The sequence below is a fragment of the Coxiella endosymbiont of Dermacentor marginatus genome (assembly GCF_907164955.1).
GTDB lineage: Bacteria > Pseudomonadota > Gammaproteobacteria > Coxiellales > Coxiellaceae > Coxiella.
On the sequence record NZ_OU015521.1, the window covers coordinates 540,537 to 562,443 of the forward strand.

A 21,907-nucleotide genomic window follows, 5' to 3' on the forward strand; every position below is an offset into this window, starting at 1 on the left:
AATGAAAGCTGGGGTTGTAGGTGCTGGTTTAATGGGTCGTTTGTTAGCTTGGCGACTGACTTTAGCGGGATGGCAAGTGACTTTATTTGATAAAGATAATAAATTGGGTCGAAAAAGTGCCTCTTATGCTGCAGCAGGAATGTTATCACCAATAGCTGAATGCGAAACATCAAATCGAATAATTTTCGATCGGGGTTTGTATTCATTAAAAAAATGGGAACTATGGTCGACCGAATTTTCGGGATCGGTCCTTTTTCAACAAAAAGGAACACTTGTAATTGTACACCCGGAAGATAAAGCAGAAAAAGAACGTTGGATAAAAAAAATACAACATAAAATTAAGGAATTATACATTCAGCAGGTATCTCTATCTGAGATTAAAAAATTAGAGCCGGAGTTAAATTTCCGAGAAGGTTATTTTTTACCTCAAGAAGCACATATTGATTCACGAGCAGTTTTAGGGGCGTTAGCAAAAAAATTGACTATTAGTTGGTATGAAAATAAGTTAGTGGAAAAAATAATGCCTCACTATGTCTTTATAAAAGAAAAATCATATTCTTTTGATTATGTATTTGATTGTCGAGGGATTGGCGGAGGCGATCAATTTAGCGATTTACGAGCGGTGCGAGGGGAATTAATTTATTTACACGCACCAGATGTACATTTAAGTCGCCCTATTCGATTGCTTCACCCTCGTTATAGAGTTTATATTGTTCCACGACCTAATCAGATTTATCTCATTGGTGCAAGTGAAATTGAATCAAAAGACATCTCTCCAATTTCTGTGCGAACTTGTTTAGAATTATTGTCAGCAGCTTATAGTGTTCATCGAGGCTTCGCTGAGGCACGAATTATAGAAACAGTGGTAGCTTTACGACCTGCTTTATCCGATAATTTGCCTCGCATCAATTGGCAACGTGGTTTAATTTCTATTAATGGGTTATATCGGAATGGGTTTTTATTAGCACCATCATTGATCAATGAAATTATGGAAAAATTATAATCAGACTGTTTCCATCTCCAGAAATACCACGTTTTTGAGAGAAAAATTTCTTCTCTCTCCTGAAAAAAGGTATATAGTAAGAGGTAAAAATGATCAATATTTATTTAAATGGCGAGCCTATAAGTATCTATTCGCAAACTACACTAAAAAACTTATTGATTAATAAAGATTTTTCAGGAATATTCGCTGTGGCAATTAACGAAGCAATAATTAACTGTGTTAATTATGAAACAACTATCATTCACCCTGGAGATCGTGTCGAAGTAATAACTGCAATGTGTGGGGGTTAGTTATGTGGTCTATCTCTAATACTCAAATTAATTCACGATTATTATTAGGTACTGCACAATATCCATCTCCACAAATCCTTTACAAAGCAATTAATTCATCTAAAACTGAGATCATTACTGTATCATTACGTCGACAGTTACCAGGAGAAAAAAGGAATTATCTTTGGGAGTTAATGCGATCACTGCCTTGCCATATCCTACCAAACACAGCGGGATGCCATATTGTTAAGGAAGCTGTAGCAACAGCGCAACTAGCCAGAGAGTTATTTAACACCAATTGGATTAAATTAGAGATCGTTGGCGATGAATACACTTTACAACCCAATGCTTTCGCTCTCATAGACGCTGCTGAAATATTAATTAAAAAAGGGTTTGAAGTACTGCCATATTGTACGGAAGACCTGGTTTTATGTCAGCGTTTAATCGACGTCGGTTGTCGTATTTTAATGCCTTGGGCCTCACCAATTGGAAGCGGGTTAGGATTGATGAATCCTTATGCATTGCGTCTCTTGCGAGAAAGATTCCCCAATACTACATTAATTATCGATGCGGGAATTGGAAAGCCATCACATGCAGTGCAAGTTATGGAAATAGGTTTTGATGCTGTTTTATTAAATTCAGCGGTGGCAGTATCCAATGATCCCGTTTCTATGGCTCAGGCATTTGCTTACGCGATAAAAGCTGGCCGACTGGGCTATAAAGCCGGTATGATTGAAAAAAGAAACATTGCTAAAGTTACAACACCTTTGATCAATAAACCATTTTTAATGAGTTTTCCTAAATGAAAAAACCAATTGTTTGGACGGTTGGTGGTTCTGATTGCTCAGGAGGCGCGGGCTGTCAGGCGGATTTACTTACATGTCGTGATTTTGATGTTCACGCAGCTACCATTATCACTGCCATTACAGCACAGAATGCACAAGAGGTGTTAGAAATCTATTCTTGCGATTCTCATCTTATTCAAATGCAAATTGCCAGTCTAGAAAAAGCATTTTTGCCGTCTGTCATTAAATTGGGACTTTTAAACAAAAAATCGATTTTGATTACGATCAGTTCCTATCTGAAACATTATAAGGGTTTTGTCGTTTGTGATCCAGTGCTAAAATCAACTTCGGGTTTTTCTTTTACAGAACCCTATTCTTTAAAACAGTGTATTTTCCCTTATGTAGATTTATTAACTCCTAACATTCCTGAAGCTGAAGTTTTACTTCAGAAAAAAATTCACTTTCAGGAAGATATGGTGATAGCAGCACGAGATTTCTTAAAGTTAGGAGTAAAATCGGTATTGCTAAAGGGTGGTCATTTAAATTCTGAAAATGCCTGCGATTTTTTTACAAATGGTGAAAAGGAATTTTGGTTAATTAATTCTAGAATTAAGAAGATCCATATTCGCGGAACGGGTTGTAGTTTAAGCTCAGCAATTAGTTCTGCTTTGGCTCGAAGATATGCATTGGAAGATTCTCTTGTTTTAGGAAAAATGTACATCCAACAAGGAATTCGTAGCAACTTTGAAATTAGAAACAATATACTATTAGGGCGACGTGGTTTTCCACGATGCTCGATCGATTTACCTGTAGCAACAAAACGAATTAATACTTCATCCCTTCCTTTTCTAAGTTGTGGTAATTTAGGTTTTTATCCTATCGTTGATAATGTTAAATGGGTGCGAAAATTATTAACTTGGGGTGTTCGCACGATACAGTTACGAATTAAAAATCAAAAATTATCGATTATTAAAAAAGCTATAATTGAAAGTGTAGGTTTAGCTCGCTATTATCAAGCAAAACTCTTCGTTAATGATTATTGGAAGCTGGCTATCGAAGCTGGTGCCTATGGTGTTCATCTAGGACAAGATGATTTGAAAACCGCCGATATTGCCGCTATTCATGCCGCTAACTTGTATTTAGGCATTAGTACTCATTCACTTTACGAATTATCATGTGCTCATGCTATTCTGCCTTCTTATATCGCGTTTGGGCCTATTTATAAGACAACTACTAAGGTTATAAATTACCCCCCGCAGGGATTATCAACACTACGCTATTGTCGTGAAATTTCACCATATCCAGTTGTAGCAATCGGGGGTATTAACTTAAAATGTTTAGAAGCTGTTTTAAGGACTGGGGTGACAAATGTAGCAGTCATTTCGGCAGTAATGGACGCCAACGAACCTGAAAAAGTAGTTTCCACTTTTCACTCACGGATAGCTTGTTTTGCGAAAGCATTTACCAGATACGCTAATCTTGCAAGTGAATTTTCTGAAATGTAAAAACAATAAGCTGTGTTGTAAGGGTGATAAAAATAAACCTTATCTAGGATGTATTGAATACCAAAAAATAAATAAAATCAATCATAGGCTTAACGACCTAATATTTTACAGCTTTTCCAATGGCTTATATTGAGGAAAAAACTGAAGAAATCTGTGAAATCTATTTAAGCAGATGATAGTCTAGATCAATCTTAAGTCAAGTTTTCTTTAGATTAATATATATAGATGTAATAGATGATAAAAAATAATCAAAGTTATTTAAAAAAAATTGGGTAAAAATCGACAAAATAATTATTGGAGTGATGAATTGATGATTATTCTTTTTTGGCATCTCTCTCTGAAAATTTAGGATTATTAAAAAAGACATGATTTTTTATCACAAATCAGGTTCTTATAACAAAGATATGCAAAGATTTTAATAAAAATAAGACAACTAGAAATGCGAAAGTTATTTAGCCATATGAATCTAAGATAATCAGAAAATGCCACATCCAAAAATTCGATATTGTATTGAATATTGATGAAACGACATTTTATTCGGATATTTAAATCTTAGATTTTAGTGGAACGAGAATAGAGCAAAATAATTTTAGAAATGTGTATGATTCCGAAAAAGCAATTTCGGAAAAGGGCTATGACAAATATTAAAACATGCGTGATTAAAAAGAGTGATCTTATTTGAAGGGAGAGCAGCAAAGTGTTCGACTTAATAATCTAACTTAGGACCAGATCTATCTTTTTAGATTTCACATACTTCATTCGTTAAATGGAAAAAACCTTAAGCTCTTTTTTTTTGAAGATTAGAGCTTTGGCTTAGTATCTGTGAAGGTTTCGAGGTCAATTTCAGTTGTTTTTATTTTCTGAAACCTCCTAAATTGAATAGAAAAAAACAAGGTTTTTCTAATCTCATAAAGATTTAGCTTTTAATAAAGCTAAATTTGTTTTTTTTCAATCAAGACTCATCAATAATATTTTTCTAAAATTTTCTTGTAGTTTTATCCTCATAAGACGGAATTTAAGCAATGATCCACCAAAATTAGAAAAATGATGATAGTATAAACCCAATAAGCTGTTAAATTGGTTTTCTTCTTAAGTAACCATGTAAGTCCACGTAATAAGGTGACGTGTTTGACTATAAACGCGATGGATGTTACTTATTGTCCTTCCTATACCTTAAATATAATCGCCAGCCAGTAAATTATTAAACGAAATGGCTATACTCCTTTTGCAACTTATTAAACTTCGGCAAAATATCAACTTAATTAGGAAAAGCGCCACAGCTCAATATGGATCTTCACCATAACGAAATCCTTTTTACCATTTTTAAAATTTACAAGCAGCGAAGTAAGGGAAGAAAGAATGTCAGACTCTTGCGCTAGATTAACTTCAATTTCCTCATTATTTATTATAGGAAGAAAGGTATTCAAAATTTTTTTGACTAATATTCCGATGCATTCATTATCTGTTCATCGATTTTCCAAATGCATAGAAGGATGCGATTTATTAATCTGATAAATAGCAAGTTTTTTATGTAAAGTTCCTCGACTAATGCCTAAAATTCTAACTGCCTTGTTTTGATTACCATTAGTATAAAGTATGATCGCTCTCGGCAATGAGACTTCTATTTCAGATAAAACCACGCTGTAGAGATTAGCAGGATTCTGATTATTAAGTTGCGAAAAGTAATTTTATAATGATTGTTAGACACTCAATGAAGTGAGTATCCAATTTTAACGGAATTCAATTCAGATTCTTGAACTAGAACATCAGGTTGCATGGTTACAATTCCTTCTAATTGTTTATTGCTTACGTATTGAATTAAAGAAATATTTTTCCGTTTAAATAACTTAAAAACTGTTCGTCATAACATCAAAATTTATAAGCTCAATAGTGAAATTTAACTAGAATGTACAGGTTATCGTATTTTTAACTATTATTTTTAAGTAGTTTTTAAAGATTTATTTGGAAGTATTAAACTATTGATGTGTTTTACTTATCAGGGTTAGAATACAAAGATAAGTAACATGAGGAATATGAGAGTTAATAATGAATGATAAAAAACCGCGCACTATATATCTCAAAGATTATCGTCCTCCTTCATTCTTGATTGATACAGTACATATACACATAGATCTTTATGAAGAAGAAACAAACGTTAAGACTGTTTTAGATTTACAACGTAACTTGAAAATAAAGACATCAGAACCATTAATACTTAATGGTGAAGCAATGATATTAAAGCGAATAGCACTCAATGAGAAAATATTGTTATCTACTGAATATGAAGTGAATGATTCTTCATTAACGATTCCTAACGTTCCAGATAAATTTACTTTAGAGACTGAAGTAATAATTAAACCGCAGGAAAATATTCAATTAAGTGGCCTTTATAAATCGCGAGGTAATTTTTGTACTCAATGCGAGCCAGATGGATTTCGTCGAATCACTTATTTTCTAGATCGTCCTGACGTGTTAGCACGATATGCTACAACAATTACAGCTGATAAAAATAAATACCCTTTTTTATTATCAAATGGAAATTTGATTGAAACGAAAAGATTAGATGGTAATCGGCAGTGGGTACATTGGGAAGATCCTTCGAAAAAATCCTCCTATTTATTTGCCTTAGTAGCCGGAGATTTCGATGTATTAGAAGATATTTTTATTACTCAATCAGGTAGAGAAGTAGTATTACGCCTTTACTTAGAAAAAGGCTTTAAAGATCAAGGGCTTTTTGCTTTACAGGCTTTAAAGAAAGCAATGAAATGGGATGAAAAAAAGTTCGGTCGTGAATACGATCTCGATATCTACATGATTGTTGCGGTAAGTGATTTTAATATGGGTGCAATGGAAAATAAAGGACTTAATATTTTTAATACAAAAAATATTTTAGCCACTCCAAAAACAGCTACTGACGAAGATTACATCCGTATTGAAAATGTAATCGGACATGAATATTTCCATAATTGGTCAGGTAATCGTGTGACGTGCAGGGATTGGTTTCAAATTACTTTAAAAGAAGGGTTAACTGTCTTTCGAGATCAATCTTTTATTGAAGATATGATATCGAAAGGTGTCTCTCGTATCGAAAGCGTGAACTACTTGCGCAATGTGCAGTTTTCAGAAGATGCAAGTCCAATGGCCCATCCTATACAACCATGTTCGTATATTGAAGTTAATAATTTTTATACAAGTACAGTGTATAACAAAGGTGCAGAAGTCATCCGTATGATCCAAACTCTGTTAGGGTATAAAGTTTTTCACAGGGCAATGGACCTTTATTTTTGGCGTTATGATGGGAAAGCAGTAACTAACGAAGATTTTATTCAAGCGATGGTAGATGCCTCGGGCAAAAATTTCGATCAATTTAAACGGTGGTATAATCAAGCTGGTACTCCAGTACTCGATGTAAAAAGTGAATATAATGAAAATGAAGAAACTCTGCATTTGAAAGTGACACAATCTAATCCTCTTACACAGAAAAATCTACCATTACATATTCCATTGGCAATAGGTTTTGTAGGTTTGGAATGCCAAGATATGCCGACCCAATTATCCGGAGAAAATGAAGTCATTCAAGGCACGCGTATTTTAGAGATTACAAAACCAAAGGAAATATTTACGTTTATCAACGTAAAACATAAACCGACGTTATCGCTGCTACGGGATTTTTCCGCGCCAGTGCGCTTAAATTATCCCTATAGTGATGAGGAACTCTTATGGCTCTTTCAATACGATAACGATCCTTTTGCTCGCTGGGAAGCAGGTCAAATGTTTGCGCAGCGTTTGATATTTAATCTAGTTGAAGATTATCAACAAAAAAAATTGTTAAAACTAGACAATCGATTCGTAGAAAGTTTTCGAAAAATTATTCAAGGACCACACAAAGATCATGGATATTCAGCTGCTCTCCTAATTTTGCCTACGGAGACGTATTTATTGCAGTTAATGAAAAATTTGGATATCGAAGTATTACATACCGTTCATCAATTTGTGAAAAAAGAATTAACAAAAACCTTGATATCAGAGTTAACAATGGCCTATGAAAATTGCCAATTACCTATCTATAAATATAATTGGACTGATATTGGTAAACGTGCACTAAAAAATCGTTGTTTGAGCTATTTAACTGAAAACGAAGAGGATGATCAATACATATTGGCTTACCAACAGTTTAAAAATAGCGATAATATGACAGATACTATGGCTGCTTTGTCTGCTTTAATTAACCATGAGTGCAAGGAACGTCATCGTACATTAGATGAATTTTATAAGCAATGGAAACATCAGCCTCTGGTAATTAATAAGTGGTTGGCATTACAAGCATCATCGCAACTGTCTTCTACTATAGGGAATGTAAAAAAATTGACTCAGAATCCTGCATTCGATATTAAAAATCCTAATAATGTTTATGCACTATTAGTGACCTTTGGAATGAATGTCGTTTGTTTCCATGATAAAGATGGAGAAGGTTATCGTTTAATTGCCGATTATGTGCTTAAAATTGATCCGATGAATTCTCAGATAGCTGCGCGAGTATTGCAACCCCTGTCACGTTGGCAAATTATGGATGAAAAACGCCAAGAATTGATGAAAGCAGAACTTCATCGGATTGCGAAAGCTCAACGATTATCATCAGATGTTTATGAAATTGTTATAAAGAGTTTAGAATAATTCTGTAAGACAGCATATAGCACTTATACTGCACAGATCATATCATTCACACCTAGTAATGCTTTGTCTGTAAAGTACCGCGTGCCACTTTCAGGATGAGGAAGTGGCACTAGAACTACTTGATCGTATTTATAAGCAACCATTTTTTTGGTAAGTCCCTTCCTTAGAGCCTCAACAGCTTTTGCACCCATAAGTGAAGCAATTAGACGATCTTTGACAGTAGGAGTTCCACCACGTTGGGTGTGACCTAAAATACAAACTCGATAGTCAATGTTAGTTTTTTCCTTAATTTGTTCAGCAAGCTTAAAACTATGACCAGGTGCATCTGCTTCGGCAACCACAATAATAGATGCCAATTTTTTTCTTTGTTGTTTCTTAATTTTTTGTGTTAAGGTATCGATATCAATAGGAAATTCAGGAATAGCAATAATCTCAGCACCACCAGTAATTCCAACACTAACAGCAATGAAGCCCGAAGAACGACCCATAACTTCAATTAAAAAATTTCTTTCAAGACTAAAGGCTGTATCGCGAATTTTATCGATAGCTTTAAGCGCTGTATTACAGGCTGTATCAAATCCAACGCAATAGTCTGTGCCCTGAATGTCATTGTCGATTGTGCATGGAATACCAATCATTTTAGGTCCATCTTCGCGATAAAGTTTTAATATACCTGCAAAACTTCCATTACCGCCAAGAATTACCATTGCATCAATTTTTAATTTTTTTAAACATTCATGTGCTTTATTGCGAATATTTTCGGAATGAAAATCTTTGAAACGACCTGTCCTTAAAATAGTGCCACCTCGTTGAATGCAATTAGCTACTGATCTTGAATTCAGAGAAACAACTTGTTGTTTAACTAGCCCTGCAAAACCCATTTGCGCACCAAAAACTTCCATTTCATAGTGCAGTGCACTCCGTACCACGGCTCGAATTGCTGCATTCATACCTGGTGCATCACCGCCAGAGGTAAGGACAAGTAGTTTTTTTGCGGCATTCACGGATTTCCCTATTAGTTTTAGAGAATATTCGGTTAATTCATAAAATATAAGTTATTTCTCTATATAACGCATTGTTTTTCCTGAATAAAGATTTTTTTAATTTATTTTAAGATTCTGATGATAAAAGTGACAGATATTAAATTAAAGTTAAAAACTTAATCATCGTAATAGCACTGAGACTGATGGCAAAAACTCGCAATATAGATTAATAAATTCCAAAAAGCGTTTCGAAATTTTAATATCTTTAGTATCTATAAAAGCTTTAAAGCCTAACTTAAAATAAGCAAACTCATAGATAAAGAAATTCTTACACTCGATGTCCAAAATAATACGATTGCCACTAGTTTACCAAACTACGGTGTCTATAGTAATCTAGAAAAAACCGAAAATGAAAATCAAATCTGTCAATTTTGCCTGATACAGTCGCTAAATAGTCACCAACTATTAAATTATTAAATGCACTAATTAAAACAGTGTTTTCCTCAAAGACTCTCATTCGAAGAGAAAATGATATTGCATATTAATGAATAAAACTATTTCAGAAATAATTCATTTCATAGCTAAAAAAATTCTGGCAGATACAGTAATAAAAGTAATGATAATGAAACAACTTTTCTTTAAAAAGGAAAAGATGTGTGGTTAATTTTATTAACGACGATTGATAACACCTTAATCCAATGTGATTTTACAAGCATAAAGCATGGTTCAGAGTTAGGTTTACGTCTTGTTAATTGATCACACCTGATACAAGACAAGTAGTATTGATGTGCTAGTCTAAAATGATCTAGTAAAGGTTTCGCTAACCAATCAGGTTTATTTGAATACCCACGAAATTTTATGATCTTCTAAATAATTTAATACTTCTGTTATACCATCAAAGTAAGTAGTTTTCTTCATCATGCAATCATGATAGATTGATAGAAATTCATTTCGTAATCCTAAGAAACGTGAATGAGTGACGTCATTTTAAAACCATTATTCAACATACCAATTGTTCCTAGTGCTAAGGTAGGACGAACAATTTCTAAGGGAAGAGGCGGCCGTTTATATTTAATTAGCAATTAATTTAAGGCATATGCTAAGTCAGGTGCTGAATCCAGAAAAGTTCCATCCAGATCAAAAAAACAGCTGAAATCAAGTTTTTAATCATAATTTTTCAAAAAGCAAATGAGATAATTGACTGATACATCTCGACTTAAATTAAATTCCTTTTTAAAAATATGATAGCTAAGACCGCTTATATCCACTAATTGCAACTGAGCACTCTCAGCCCATCGAGTTAATTCTGAAGGGTGAATAAATTGAGCATAGTCATGACTACCCTTCGGTAGCCAATTTAAAAGATATTCTGCACCAACAATGGTAATGAGATACGCTTTAAGGGTGCGGTTGATGGTTGAGAAAAAAATTTTACCCCCGGGTTTCGTAAGCAAGGCACATACTTTTATCATTCGTAGAGGATCAGGAGTGTGTTCAAGCAATTCCATACAAGTTACAATATCGAATTTTTTATTGGTTTTTTCCAAAATTTCTACGTCTTGACATCGATAATCGATATTTAATTGTTGTTGTTGAGCATGGTTCTTAGCAACGGTGATTAAAACATCACTTATATCAATAGCGGTAACTTGAGCATTTTGTTTAGCCAAAGCTTCGCTTAATAGCCCACCCCCGCAGCCTACATCAAGAATTTGCTTGTCCTTTAAAATCGCATGCTGTTGAATATATCTTACTCGTATAGGATTAATTAAATGTAGTGGTTTCATGTGACCTTCTGGATCCCACCATTCTTCAGCTAGCTTAGAAAATTTAATAACTTCTTCAGGATTGATATTCTTTTTTTCGCTATCAGTTATTGTCATGCATTCCCCTTGAACAGCACAAAACCCAATTAATTTCAGAGGTTAACTAATCCCAAGTGGTATATAATGTGTTTATTTGCTATTTTAATAACTCCCTTCTTTAAAAAAGAAATTTAAATTTTGTAGCACGGATTACAGTCTTTAATATTTACTTCCGGTTGTAGAGTAATATGATCGATATGATATTTTTGTTTTAAAATCGCCTTTAAACCTAGCAACAAATCATCCCAAACTGTCAAGTTTTTAATATTTACGTGAGCAGAAAGCGCTGTTGTTCCTGAGGAAAGCGTCCAAATATGGATATCGTGTACAGATTTTACACCGTCAAATCGATCAATAGTTTGCGATACTTGGAAAATGTTTAAATGATGAGGCACACTTTCCATGAGAACCATCATAGATTTATGTAACAGTTGAGCACTAGAAACCATGATTAAAACACTAATGAAAATGGAAAGTAGAGGGTCAATCAATGTCCAATGAGTAAAGGAAATGACAATACCTGAAATGAGTGTAGCTCCAGTACCAATGAGGTCACTTAGTACATGCAACAAAGCAGCGTGGATATTTAAAGATTTTTTATTGCTTGATAAAAGCTTAGCAAATAAAAGATTAAGAAGAATTCCAGCTATAGCAATAATTATTATGGGAAAAGTTTGGACAGGCAAAGGATGATGGATGCGTTTAACCGCCTGAACTATAACAATTAATGAAACAACGAACATTAATAAACTGGAAACCCAAGCCGCAATCACTTCTGCTCGGCCTAAACCATAACTATGGCGAGGAGAAGGAGGATGTGAAGCAATCCAGGAAGCAAATGCTGTAATTCCTAATGCAATGGCGTCAGAAGTCATATGACCTGCATCTCCTAAGAGAGATAAAGAATGAGCGAAGTAACCACCCACTACCTCAATAAAGGCAAAACCTACTGTGAGGAGGATTACCAAGACCAGAGTTCGATGAGGTGCTTCGCTATGAGAATAACGATGATTATGACGCATACTGTAACGTATTTTACACGTTTTTCTAATTACTCATAATACCCACAAAACACCACGCTCCCAACTCATTCTCCTTCTACAGATTTGGATGGAAAGTGGGCGATCTGAAAGGACCTTAATAGATTAATAGATTCTAAGAAATTGATAATAAACTTGGTTAAGACCATAAATAAAGCGCTTACTCAGGGGGTGTTTCACTCTATAGTAAATTTCGTAGAGATCGCATTTTTGTCTGGCTTTTAAGAGATAAGCATCACTTGTTTTTAATTCATCGACAAGTTTTAAATGTATGGCTTGAGAAGCACACCAATGCTTTCCTGTAGCGACTTGTTCGATGTCCACTACCTTGCGATGCTCTTTAATAAAATTTTTAAAAAGGGCGTGGATTTCCTCAACTTCTTGGCGCATTTTAGCTCGTCCCTCTTCAGTATTTTCACCAAAAAGCGTAAGTGTACGTTTGTGTTCACCGGCTGTAATTTGTTCAAAGTCGATAGATTTTTTTTGTAAATAGCGGTGAAAATTAGGCAGTTGAGCCAGTACACCGATAGAACCCACAATAGCAAAAGGGGCAGCAATAATCCAATCAGCCACACAAGCCATTAAGTAACCACCACTTGCTGCCATTTTATCAATAGCTACTAGTAATTTTATATTAGCTTCTTTGATTCTTTGTAATTGGGAGGCTGCTAATCCATAACTGTGGACCACTCCACCACTACTTTCAAGACGGATAAGAACCTCATCCTCTTTATTAGCTATAGTTAGTAAAGCAGTTACTTCTTCACGTAACTTTTCCACAGAAGAAGCGTGGATGTCCCCATTAAAATCAAGAACAAAAATTCGTTTTTTCGATTCTTTTAATTTTATTTTTCGTTTTTGATCTTTTTTTTGAAATTTTAATCTCAACTTAAGCTCATGTTTGTTATCAATAGCATGTGAAAGAATTCGATTATATTCTTCATACTTATCATTGAGCTTTCGAATGTCTAACTTAACCTTAGATTTTTCTTTCGAATATTTAAACGTATTGAGAATGGAAAATAGGATAATCAAAACAAAAGCTACAATGCTAACCAATTTAGCCAAAAATAAACCGTAGTTACCAAGAAATTCCATCTCTGCATTCTATCACTGGCTGTTGTTTTTCGCAAAAAGATTGTTTTTATCCCCCCCCCATATTGTATATTTTAATCTAATGAAACTAGATTTTTAGATAAGAAGTTGCTTTCGTAAAATGAGTAAAAGCAAAATGAGAGTAGATAAAGATACTTCCAAAATGATCCGTAAGTGTGTTTAATAAAATTAAAACATTTAAAGGTTTATACGATTCTCAGAACTCTACACCTTTATTATTGCATGTGGTGATTGAATGATAGGATAGAAAATCTAAAATAGATTTATGAGAAAGATATCAAATAATCATAAAATTTCCTAAATTTTATGATTATTCTCCTTAAAATATTTTAAAACTGAGAGAAACTTGCTTGCCTTGCTACCACTACTACACTAGCTATTTTTAATAAATGAACAAATAATACAAATGATTCGATTAATACCTAATTGATTATTAAATATTGGTAGTAAATAAATGTCAAAATATCGAGGGATTTATAGAGATCGAATAAATAGAGACTAAATAAAATGTGAGTTATTCGACAGAATTTTTTTAAATGCATGTTACAGAATCTTTAAAAAGCTAATCGTAAATGAAAATTTTATGATAATCTAATTCCATTATTCCAAGTCGTTTCCCTCAAAGATATAAGGAATTTCTCCGCGCTGTTATTTAAACGACATTCTATATTTAACATCTTATTTTTTAATTTCGTTGTCTATCAATAAAATTATTCTTGGATTTCTACCGAATATAATATCATTATACTGATACTCTTGGACAACTGAACCATGTTTTCAACTAGTTCAATAAGTACTTATTGAACTAGTTGAAAAATGAAATACTTGCTCTTCTGTTTCTTTTTTACCGGAGCAACAAAAGAAAGGAACTTCATCAAAGTCATTCTCTAACTTTAATTACACTTCTAACGATAACGATTCGATGTTCTATCATCTCTTTTCATGATAAAAAAATAATCCCTTTTTAATAATATAGAATACAGCAAAGTACTATTTAGAAGGCCGAGATTGGAGAGAAATCCCTTTCATTTCAGGCACTAGGTAGGTAGCAAAGATACCAAGTAAAGAGGCAATAGCTACAAAAACCATTGTGAAGGATAATCCCATGCTTTTTAAAATTAGGGGCAAAAAGAAAGCTCCAATAAAAGCACCAGCCTTGCCAATGGCAGCAGAGAAACCATGAGCTCTAGCACGTATATGGGTGGGGTATATTTCTGAGGGAATTAAGAACGTAGTTGCATTAGGTCCAAAGTTAATGAAAAAGAAACTAATACCAAATAATCCAACAAATATAGGCAAAATTTTCTGGATACTAGGAACACTAGCAATTAATAAGTAACACAAGGCCATGACTGAAAAACCCATTATTTGTAAAAATTTTCGGCCGATTTTATCCACGCAAGTAGCTGCAAAAAAATATCCTGGAACAGCGAAACATAAGAAAATGAAGGACGACAATAGGGTATGTTTTAAAAGCGATGCATGTGGGCTAATGGCATTCATAATAAGAACAGAGGATACACCATTTCCATAAAGTGCTACGTCCAATAGAAACCACGCACCAGCTGTTCCAAGTAAGCATTTAAGCCATTTAAAAGAAAATAATTTTTCAGGTACGCAAGCAATAGCAACCATAATTTCGTCTTTATGTCCTGCTAAATCGCTAACGACTCGACTTACTTCAAGAGGATATTGCTTACTGAGTAAAAATTGAGGAGTTTCTGCTATTTTTCTTCTTAAATAAAATACAGAAGCCGCTGGAAGTGCACCAAAAGCTAGTAATATACGCCAGATATAAGGGTGAGGAATATGACAAACCATTAGTAGAGAAGCGAAAAGAGGACCTACAATTAACCCAACAGCTTGCATAGCAAAAACAAGCAGAACTAAAAAGCCCCGGTTTTTCCGATTAGCATATTCGCTAGCTACCACAGCACTGGTTGGGTAATCACCCCCAATTCCAATACCAACCAAAACTCGTGAGATTAAAAGCCAAGTATAAGAAGATGAGAAAGCAGAAAGCAATGCACCAATAAATAAAATAAATACTTCAACACCATACATTTTTTTGCGACCCAATTTGTCAGCGAACCAGCCAAAAACCACAGCACCGAACGCTGCTGAAGCTAAGGAAGCACCATTAAGTAAAGCAATTTGACTATCAGTGAGATGCCATAAAGGCATTAACAGAGCAGTGACCACTCCGATGACAAACAGATCGTAAGCATCTGTAAAAAACCCCATACCTGCAGTAATAACCATCCGCCAATGAAGGTGATTAAGTTCTTGTTCATCTAATTTAAGTGCGAGGTTTTCAGCTTGATCAATATTCATTCATACCTCATTGTGATTTTAAAAGGGACCATAACAGCGAGTGATTATGACGATTTGATGACCATTTTTTAGTTTCAGGATCAATTAGGGAAGACAGTATTCTGTTCTTATGAGAGAAGCAGCAGGTGAATATACTTCCTTTACCTGGCTTATTTCTAATGCACGCATCGCCTTGATAGCGTATTAAAACATGTTTGACAATTGCCAATCCAAATCCAATTCCGTTACTCTCATGAGAACACAATTTGTTTAGGCGATAGAACCGCTTGGTGATACGTAAAATATGTTCTTTAGTAATACCAATGACAGTATTAGAAATCATAAAGATGCTATAATCATTATCCAAACACCATTTTATATGTATACACCCCTTTGTCAGTGTATATTCAACAGCATTCATGATAATACTCGAAAATAGACTTTTAAATTCTTTCTCTGATTTGCTGATGTATACATTAGTATCTGTTTTGAGTTTAATACTATGCTGTTTTTCACCGCTAATTTTTTTAGTATCAGAGCAAAATATCTTTAAAATCTTGGAACCAAAAACGTTAACCTTTTCTTCAGGAAGATAAGAATCACCCTCAAGACAATAAGATGATAAAAGATTATAAATAGTCACTTCTATGTGAGCGCTATATTGATACGTTCGGCTAAAAATTTTTTGATATGGCTTAATTCCTGGATGCTTTTTCTTAAGAAAAGTTTTCAAATAACTTCGAATGATGGTTAAGGATACTCTACGTTTGTGTGAGAAATTGACAACAAAATAACGCTGGATTCGTTCTAATTGATTAACATGTTCTTTTACTAACATAGGTAATGGCTTTAAATTTAATTTATTACTTTGTTTCATCGTTACTTGCTAACTGATATTTAGTGCCTCTAATTGTTTTAATCAAATAATGACGGTTATGTTTTTTAATTTATTTAGAAGACGGAATATCTATTGTATGATTATCAATACAAATATTTCCAACACCAATATAAGTGATAAGATAGTCTCGAGTATAGGTTTTTTTGGAATACTTCATAAAAAAATAAAGCAGTCATATTCGATAGGCGAAAGAATCAGAAGTTTTTGTTATAGTAATTTGATGCTTAGTAGTATTAATGAAAATTTCTTAATGTTTAATTTTATGAAAATAGAGAAAGTAAAGATTCTTGGTGTAGAACCGTTTTTATTCTTAAAACTATTAATTCTTTTTATTCATTCTTTAGTTTTATTCTTTATTTTTAACTTTAAGCGACAAGCCCAATTAATAATAGGCGTACCTTGAAAATTATTGTTTTTAATCCATGTAATAAAATTGATAACACTTTTTTCAGGCAACACCAAATCGAGTAGAATAGGATCAACTAGTTAATTTATGATCCGTTTTTTCGCTTTTGCCGATTTTCGATACTATTATCTACAATAGAATTTATTAGAAAGAAAAAGCATAATATATCACGAATGACTGCTTTGTCTTCAATAATGAGCAAAGTTATTTTATTCGTTTTTATTTTTATTTTTATTTTTAATTAAAAGATTTTACTACTTACTATCAAGATACTCAGTATAATGTATAATGGATTTTTAGGCACCTAGGTAAAATTATCTTTCAGTGGTGTTTATGTTGATAGTATCCTCATAAATAGAGAAGAAATTCTACTGACCAGACTTTGAGGTATTGGTGCCGGCTAATGAATTTCGAAGTATCCTGAAGCTTAGGACTATTGTCGAACAGGTACTCCTTAAATAACAAAAGGGAAGAGTTATAGTTTCACTTGATTGTTCATTATAACAAAAAATTGTCACCACACTACTTACTGTAAATTTTACAATAAGCTCGTACCGTACGTTACTAACTGATAACTAACAAATTAATAATTTCATAGTTGCATCAAAGAAAGTGCTAGAAATTAAACCAAGACAGCAGACGAATTAAATTTGATCGTGGTAGAAATTTATACATCGGAGGGAATTAGCCCACAAGATCCTTAATCCTCTTGCCTAAATATTCTCTAAAGATGAAAGACAACACAGTGCTAGTCGACACATCACCTTATCCAGTAGTCTTTGATCTATGTTTACGGACTTTGAGATCTTTTCAAGGAATTGCTTATTGGAATTCTTCTTTCGTCTTTGCATGATAAAATAAGTCTATTAATTATAACGAGACCAATTTAATAAACCGGACAAAATTTTAGATAGCTAATTATTCAAAGAGATAAAAAAAAGAAGAACTCGGAAGCTCCGATTCTCCAGAATAAAACATGATCATCATCATTTAATAAAGGATTATAATAGTAACAGATGGCAAATTTTATTTTGGCAGTTCACGTGGTAAGACTTATATGCATTTAATTTAAAGACTAAAAATTGTTATTTCCTAGACTAAGCTGTTCGATTGCAAGCTGTAATACAGACGGTGTAGTATTTTTGATAATTTATTATATAATTAATTAAGTAATATTGATAGCAGAAGTATTATTTGGATGAAAGAGATAATACAATCCTTACTATCAATTTTTAAATAAGCCAAAGGATTGTATTAAGTCAAATTCTAAATTTTAGAAGTTATAGCAGTGAATCTGTTTTTAGAAATTTTCATGTCGGTAGCAATCAGATGAAACCACTACCTTCTTCTCATCCTAATGGTGCCAATCACGGCTTAAAATCAAGATCCCAGAAGATCACTATGTTTTTACACATGCACAACGTGTTTTCACTCGAACACTTTATAGTGAACACCAAATGCTACGTGAAAGTTGTTTTTATTTTTGTTTATTTCTAAAAACGAATATTCCTTTTAAAATATTCATGGCAATTTAATTCTACAGAAAAATCAATCGGGATGAGAAAATTTGAACCTCTGGCCTCTTATCCCCTGAAGGCAGTTGCTCTGTCAGCTAAGCTATACCTGTAATTTCCAGATATTCTTTCTGGACATTCTTTTCTGTCTTATCTAATTATCCTTTAAAATCACTTAGAACGAAATTTAAGATCATGACTTTTACAGAAGAGTATACCAGATGGGCAAAGGCCTATCGCAATTCTTAACGTTGACGGCTTACGATAAATTTTGCTAATGCTTCTAAGTTGTGGCGAAAAGGAGAAAGAGGTAATTGCTGTAATTGAATTTGTGCTTTTTCAATTTCTTGATTAGCACGTTTCTGAGTATATTCTCGAGCCTTAGTATCAGAAATAATTTGCATAATGGAGTGCAGATTCCCCAATCCCCCTTTTTTAATAGCTTTATGAATAAGCTCAGCTTTTCGAAGAGTAGTTTGTTGTTTGGCATAAATTAAAGGCAGTGTTACTTTCCCTCCTGCCAAATCATCGCCAATATTTTTATCTAACTTAAAAGGATCTTCGCTATAGTCAAGAAGATCATCGATAATTTGATATGCCATTCCTATGTATAAACCAAAGGAAGCCATTGCCTTTCGTACAGCCTCATTTTTCGTTCCGATAATTGCACCAATTTCAGCGGCGGCGGAAAACAATTGAGCCGTTTTACGGCGAATAACTTCATAATAAGTTGATTCTTCAACATTAGGATCGTTTTGATTCATAAGTTGCCAAACTTCTCCTTCTGCAATTTCGTTGGCAGTGTTAGCTAACACTTTCATGATGGGGATATTGTTACGTTTAGCTAAAATCTGAAAGGCGCGAGAATATAAAAAGTCGCCTACCAGTACGCTCGCAGAATTTCCCCATATTGCATTAGCCGTTTGCTGACCGCGACGCTGATTGGATTTATCAATAACATCGTCATGCAGCAAAGTAGCAGTATGGATAAATTCAATGACTACGGCTAATTCATGATGTTCTGTGTTTTGATCATAACCACAGCCACAGGCATGAGCAGCTAGAAGTACTATCAACGGTCGTAAACGTTTACCTCCACTTTGAATAATATAATGGGCAATTTTTTGCATTAGAGGTATATCGGAAGAAAGCTCTTTAAGCATAAGAGCATCGACAGCTTCTAAATCCCGTTTTACAGGAAATTGAAGTGATTTCATAAAGGGAGATATATTTGAAATAATTTCAGTGGTTTTCATGTCGTTTTCATGCTAGGAAAGTGACAGTGGCTGTGTCAAGTATCTGCTTTTATCGAGAGGATTTCCTAATCATTAGGTAAATGACCCGATGTTTGTATTTATAGCTTGTCAGGTAATGAAAGATTCCGTAAAATTCGTCCTCTTTACTATTTAATTGGAATTTACGATGTATGCAATTGTTAAAACCGGTGGTAAACAATATCGAGTCACTAAAGGTAAAATCTTAAAAATAGAAAAATTGGCTCAAAAAATTGGTGCTTCTGTAGAGTTTAACGACATATTGTTGATTGGGGAAGACAATGATTTATACATTGGATCTCCTCAAGTAACAGGCGCAAAAGTAATAGCGGAAATTGTTGACCATGGGCGAGCTGCTAAAATTGATATTATCAAGTTTAAACGGCGTAAACATTATATGAAGCGCATGGGACATCGACAAGATTTTACGACAGTAAAAATCATAGACATCAACCTCGATAATAAAGAAAGAAGGTACAAATAATGGCTCATAAGAAAGCGGGTGGTAGTACACGAAATGGTCGTGATTCTAATCCCAAAATGTTGGGTATAAAGCGATTTGGAGGCGAGCGAGTGGTATCTGGAAATATAATTATTCGGCAACGAGGTACCCATTGTCGCCCAGGAGAAAATGTGGGAATAGGTCGGGATCATACTCTATATGCCTTAATTGATGGTAAGGTTAAATTTACGCGAAAAGGAATCAAGAAACGTAACTACGTTTCTATCGAATCTGTTAGAGGAGTTTAGCCTTTTTAAAGTCCTTTACTCCACTTTTTCTTCTCTCTATCGATGGATGTAGAGTAGATTTTTTCTTGCGAAGAAAGGGAGTGAGAGATAATTATAATCATGAAATTCGTAGATGAAATATCAGTGCGAGCAGAAGGTGGAGACGGTGGACATGGCTGCTTAAGTTTTCGTCAAGAGAAGTTTATTCCACAAGGTGGCCCAGATGGTGGTAATGGTGGGGATGGTGGAAGTGTCTATTTTATTTCAGATAAATCTATAAACACATTAGTAGAATTTCGTTATCAACAGTTGCTGCGAGCACAAAATGGTCAACCGGGCATGGGTAAGCTTCGTAGTGGAAAAAAGGGGGAAGATTTAGTAGTGTCTGTTCCATTAGGAACTGCGGTTTACAACAAAGAAACAGGGGAGCTAATTGGAGATTTAATTGAAAAAGGTCAGAGACTCTGTGTAGCTAGAGGAGGACGGCACGGTTTAGGGAATGTTCATTTTAAAAGCAGTATCAATCAAGTTCCTAGAAAAATAACTTCCGGAGAAGAAGGCGAAAAACGTGAATTAAAATTAGAGTTGAAATTATTAGCCGACGTTGGTTTATTGGGCCTACCTAATGCAGGAAAATCTACCTTCATGCGTGCAGTTTCAAAAGCTACTCCGAAAATCGCCGATTATCCGTTCACTACTCTTTATCCGCACCTTGGGGTGGTACGTATTGGAGAATATCGAAGTTTCATCATTGTAGATATGCCAGGTATCATTAAAGGGTCTAGCATGGGAACAGGGCTTGGCATTCAATTTTTAAGACATCTCGAGCGAACTCAAATCCTATTGTATATCGTCGATATAGCTCCTATAGGACACTTAGATTCAGTGATTCAAGATGTCCAAGCAGTTTCAGACGAGCTCAATGAATTCGGCAACAAACTTTTAGAAAAACCAAAATGGTTAGTATTTAATAAAACAGATTTATTGTCTCCCAAGGAGATTAAGAAGCGGTGTAAAGAGATTATTAAAAAGCTTAACTGGCATCATGGCCCAGTTTATAAAATTTCAGCTATTGAGCATAAAAGAACGCAGAAGCTATGCTATGATCTGATGCAATTTATTGAAAAGACAACCCGTGCACGGTGAAGAACAAATCCAGGTTTTTACTTTTACTGTTGATCATCCTCTGTTATGATTTTAACGCTTTTACTCTCTGACTTAAGCGGCTTTTTAAGCGAGCTGCTTTTTTAGGATGAACAACCTGCTTACCAGCAGCCTTATCAAGCAATCGGATAGCCTTTTGAAAGATGCCTTGAATAGTCGAGTGATCATTAGATTGAAGGATTTTTAACGTTTTTTTTACAATAGTCCGTACAGACGCACGATAACTTGCATTTTGCAGTTGCCGTTTTTGATTTTGTCGTGCACGTTTTTTTGCTTGCGGGGAGTTAGCCACGATTACCCTCTAACAAAATTTTTCAATAATTAACGAATTAACCCTGCTAGATTAACCCTTTCAACGTACTACGTTAA

Annotated in this window: 17 protein-coding genes; 8 read left to right on the plus strand and 9 right to left on the minus strand. The window is 34.2% G+C overall.

What is annotated here, in order from left to right:
- Window position 1: 1 nt before the first annotated feature.
- The 4 genes from thiO to thiD all read left to right on the plus strand — a co-directional run bounded on the left by thiO (window position 2) and on the right by thiD (window position 3,562).
- Window positions 2-1,003 (plus strand): glycine oxidase ThiO, encoded by a 1,002-nt coding sequence (gene thiO, locus ONG85_RS02130; RefSeq protein ID WP_264435297.1) that lies wholly within the window; start codon window positions 2-4, stop codon window positions 1,001-1,003.
- An 89-nt stretch (window positions 1,004-1,092) separates the two neighbouring features.
- Window positions 1,093-1,293, plus strand: a complete 201-nt coding sequence (gene thiS, locus ONG85_RS02135) for a sulfur carrier protein ThiS (RefSeq protein ID WP_264435298.1) — start codon at window positions 1,093-1,095, stop codon at window positions 1,291-1,293.
- Window positions 1,294-1,295: 2 nt separating this feature from the next.
- On the plus strand, window positions 1,296-2,078 hold the full coding sequence (locus tag ONG85_RS02140; RefSeq protein ID WP_264435299.1) for a thiazole synthase: 783 nt from the start codon (window positions 1,296-1,298) through the stop codon (window positions 2,076-2,078).
- Entirely contained in the window at window positions 2,075-3,562 is a 1,488-nt protein-coding gene (gene thiD, locus ONG85_RS02145) for a bifunctional hydroxymethylpyrimidine kinase/phosphomethylpyrimidine kinase (protein ID WP_264435300.1), read from the plus strand. The genes ONG85_RS02140 and thiD overlap by 4 nt, the downstream gene beginning before the upstream one ends.
- Window positions 3,563-5,028: 1,466 nt before the next feature.
- Here thiD and ONG85_RS02150 read toward each other — a convergent pair.
- Window positions 5,029-5,175, minus strand: coding sequence for a helix-turn-helix domain-containing protein (locus ONG85_RS02150; protein WP_264435301.1), 147 nt, complete (start codon window positions 5,173-5,175; stop codon window positions 5,029-5,031).
- A 433-nt stretch (window positions 5,176-5,608) separates the two neighbouring features.
- Here ONG85_RS02150 and pepN point away from each other — a divergent pair, with 433 nt between their 5' ends.
- The gene (pepN, locus tag ONG85_RS02155) at window positions 5,609-8,236 is read left to right on the plus strand and encodes an aminopeptidase N (RefSeq protein ID WP_264435302.1); all 2,628 of its coding nucleotides are present in this window, start codon (window positions 5,609-5,611) and stop codon (window positions 8,234-8,236) included.
- 23 nt (window positions 8,237-8,259) lie between these two features.
- On the opposite strand, the gene pfkA is transcribed toward pepN, so the two are convergent.
- From pfkA to ONG85_RS02190, 7 genes are all read right to left on the minus strand, one after another.
- Window positions 8,260-9,240, minus strand: a complete 981-nt coding sequence (gene pfkA / locus ONG85_RS02160) for a 6-phosphofructokinase (protein ID WP_406566703.1) — start codon at window positions 9,238-9,240, stop codon at window positions 8,260-8,262.
- A 1,142-nt stretch (window positions 9,241-10,382) separates the two neighbouring features.
- Complete coding sequence (ubiG, locus tag ONG85_RS02165; protein WP_264435303.1) at window positions 10,383-11,102, minus strand: bifunctional 2-polyprenyl-6-hydroxyphenol methylase/3-demethylubiquinol 3-O-methyltransferase UbiG; 720 nt, start codon at window positions 11,100-11,102, stop codon at window positions 10,383-10,385.
- 113 nt (window positions 11,103-11,215) lie between these two features.
- Window positions 11,216-12,106, minus strand: coding sequence for a cation diffusion facilitator family transporter (locus ONG85_RS02170; RefSeq protein WP_264435305.1), 891 nt, complete (start codon window positions 12,104-12,106; stop codon window positions 11,216-11,218).
- Window positions 12,107-12,229: 123 nt separating this feature from the next.
- Window positions 12,230-13,222 (minus strand): protease SohB, encoded by a 993-nt coding sequence (sohB, locus tag ONG85_RS02175; RefSeq protein ID WP_264435306.1) that lies wholly within the window; start codon window positions 13,220-13,222, stop codon window positions 12,230-12,232.
- Window positions 13,223-14,230: 1,008 nt separating this feature from the next.
- On the minus strand, window positions 14,231-15,574 hold the full coding sequence (locus ONG85_RS02180) for an MFS transporter (RefSeq protein WP_264435307.1): 1,344 nt from the start codon (window positions 15,572-15,574) through the stop codon (window positions 14,231-14,233).
- Between the two features lie 7 nt (window positions 15,575-15,581).
- Window positions 15,582-16,430: an ATP-binding protein gene (locus ONG85_RS02185; RefSeq protein WP_264435308.1), complete on the minus strand. Its 849-nt coding sequence runs from the start codon at window positions 16,428-16,430 to the stop codon at window positions 15,582-15,584.
- A 2,186-nt stretch (window positions 16,431-18,616) separates the two neighbouring features.
- Complete coding sequence (locus ONG85_RS02190; protein WP_264435309.1) at window positions 18,617-19,627, minus strand: polyprenyl synthetase family protein; 1,011 nt, start codon at window positions 19,625-19,627, stop codon at window positions 18,617-18,619.
- A 166-nt stretch (window positions 19,628-19,793) separates the two neighbouring features.
- Between ONG85_RS02190 and rplU the strand changes: the two genes are divergently transcribed.
- The 3 genes from rplU (at window position 19,794) to cgtA (ending at window position 21,520) form a co-directional block, all read left to right on the plus strand.
- Window positions 19,794-20,129, plus strand: a complete 336-nt coding sequence (gene rplU, locus ONG85_RS02195) for a 50S ribosomal protein L21 (RefSeq protein ID WP_264435310.1) — start codon at window positions 19,794-19,796, stop codon at window positions 20,127-20,129.
- Window positions 20,129-20,395 (plus strand): 50S ribosomal protein L27, encoded by a 267-nt coding sequence (gene rpmA, locus ONG85_RS02200; protein ID WP_264435311.1) that lies wholly within the window; start codon window positions 20,129-20,131, stop codon window positions 20,393-20,395. The genes rplU and rpmA overlap by 1 nt, the downstream gene beginning before the upstream one ends.
- 99 nt (window positions 20,396-20,494) lie before the next feature.
- The gene (cgtA, locus tag ONG85_RS02205; protein WP_264435313.1) at window positions 20,495-21,520 is read left to right on the plus strand and encodes an Obg family GTPase CgtA; all 1,026 of its coding nucleotides are present in this window, start codon (window positions 20,495-20,497) and stop codon (window positions 21,518-21,520) included.
- A gap of 43 nt (window positions 21,521-21,563) precedes the next feature.
- Here cgtA and rpsT read toward each other — a convergent pair whose 3' ends face one another.
- Window positions 21,564-21,830 carry a 30S ribosomal protein S20 gene (gene rpsT / locus ONG85_RS02210; RefSeq protein WP_264435314.1) on the minus strand — a complete coding sequence of 89 codons (267 nt, stop codon included), beginning with the start codon at window positions 21,828-21,830 and terminating at the stop codon, window positions 21,564-21,566.
- Between the last annotated feature and the right edge of the window lie 77 nt (window positions 21,831-21,907).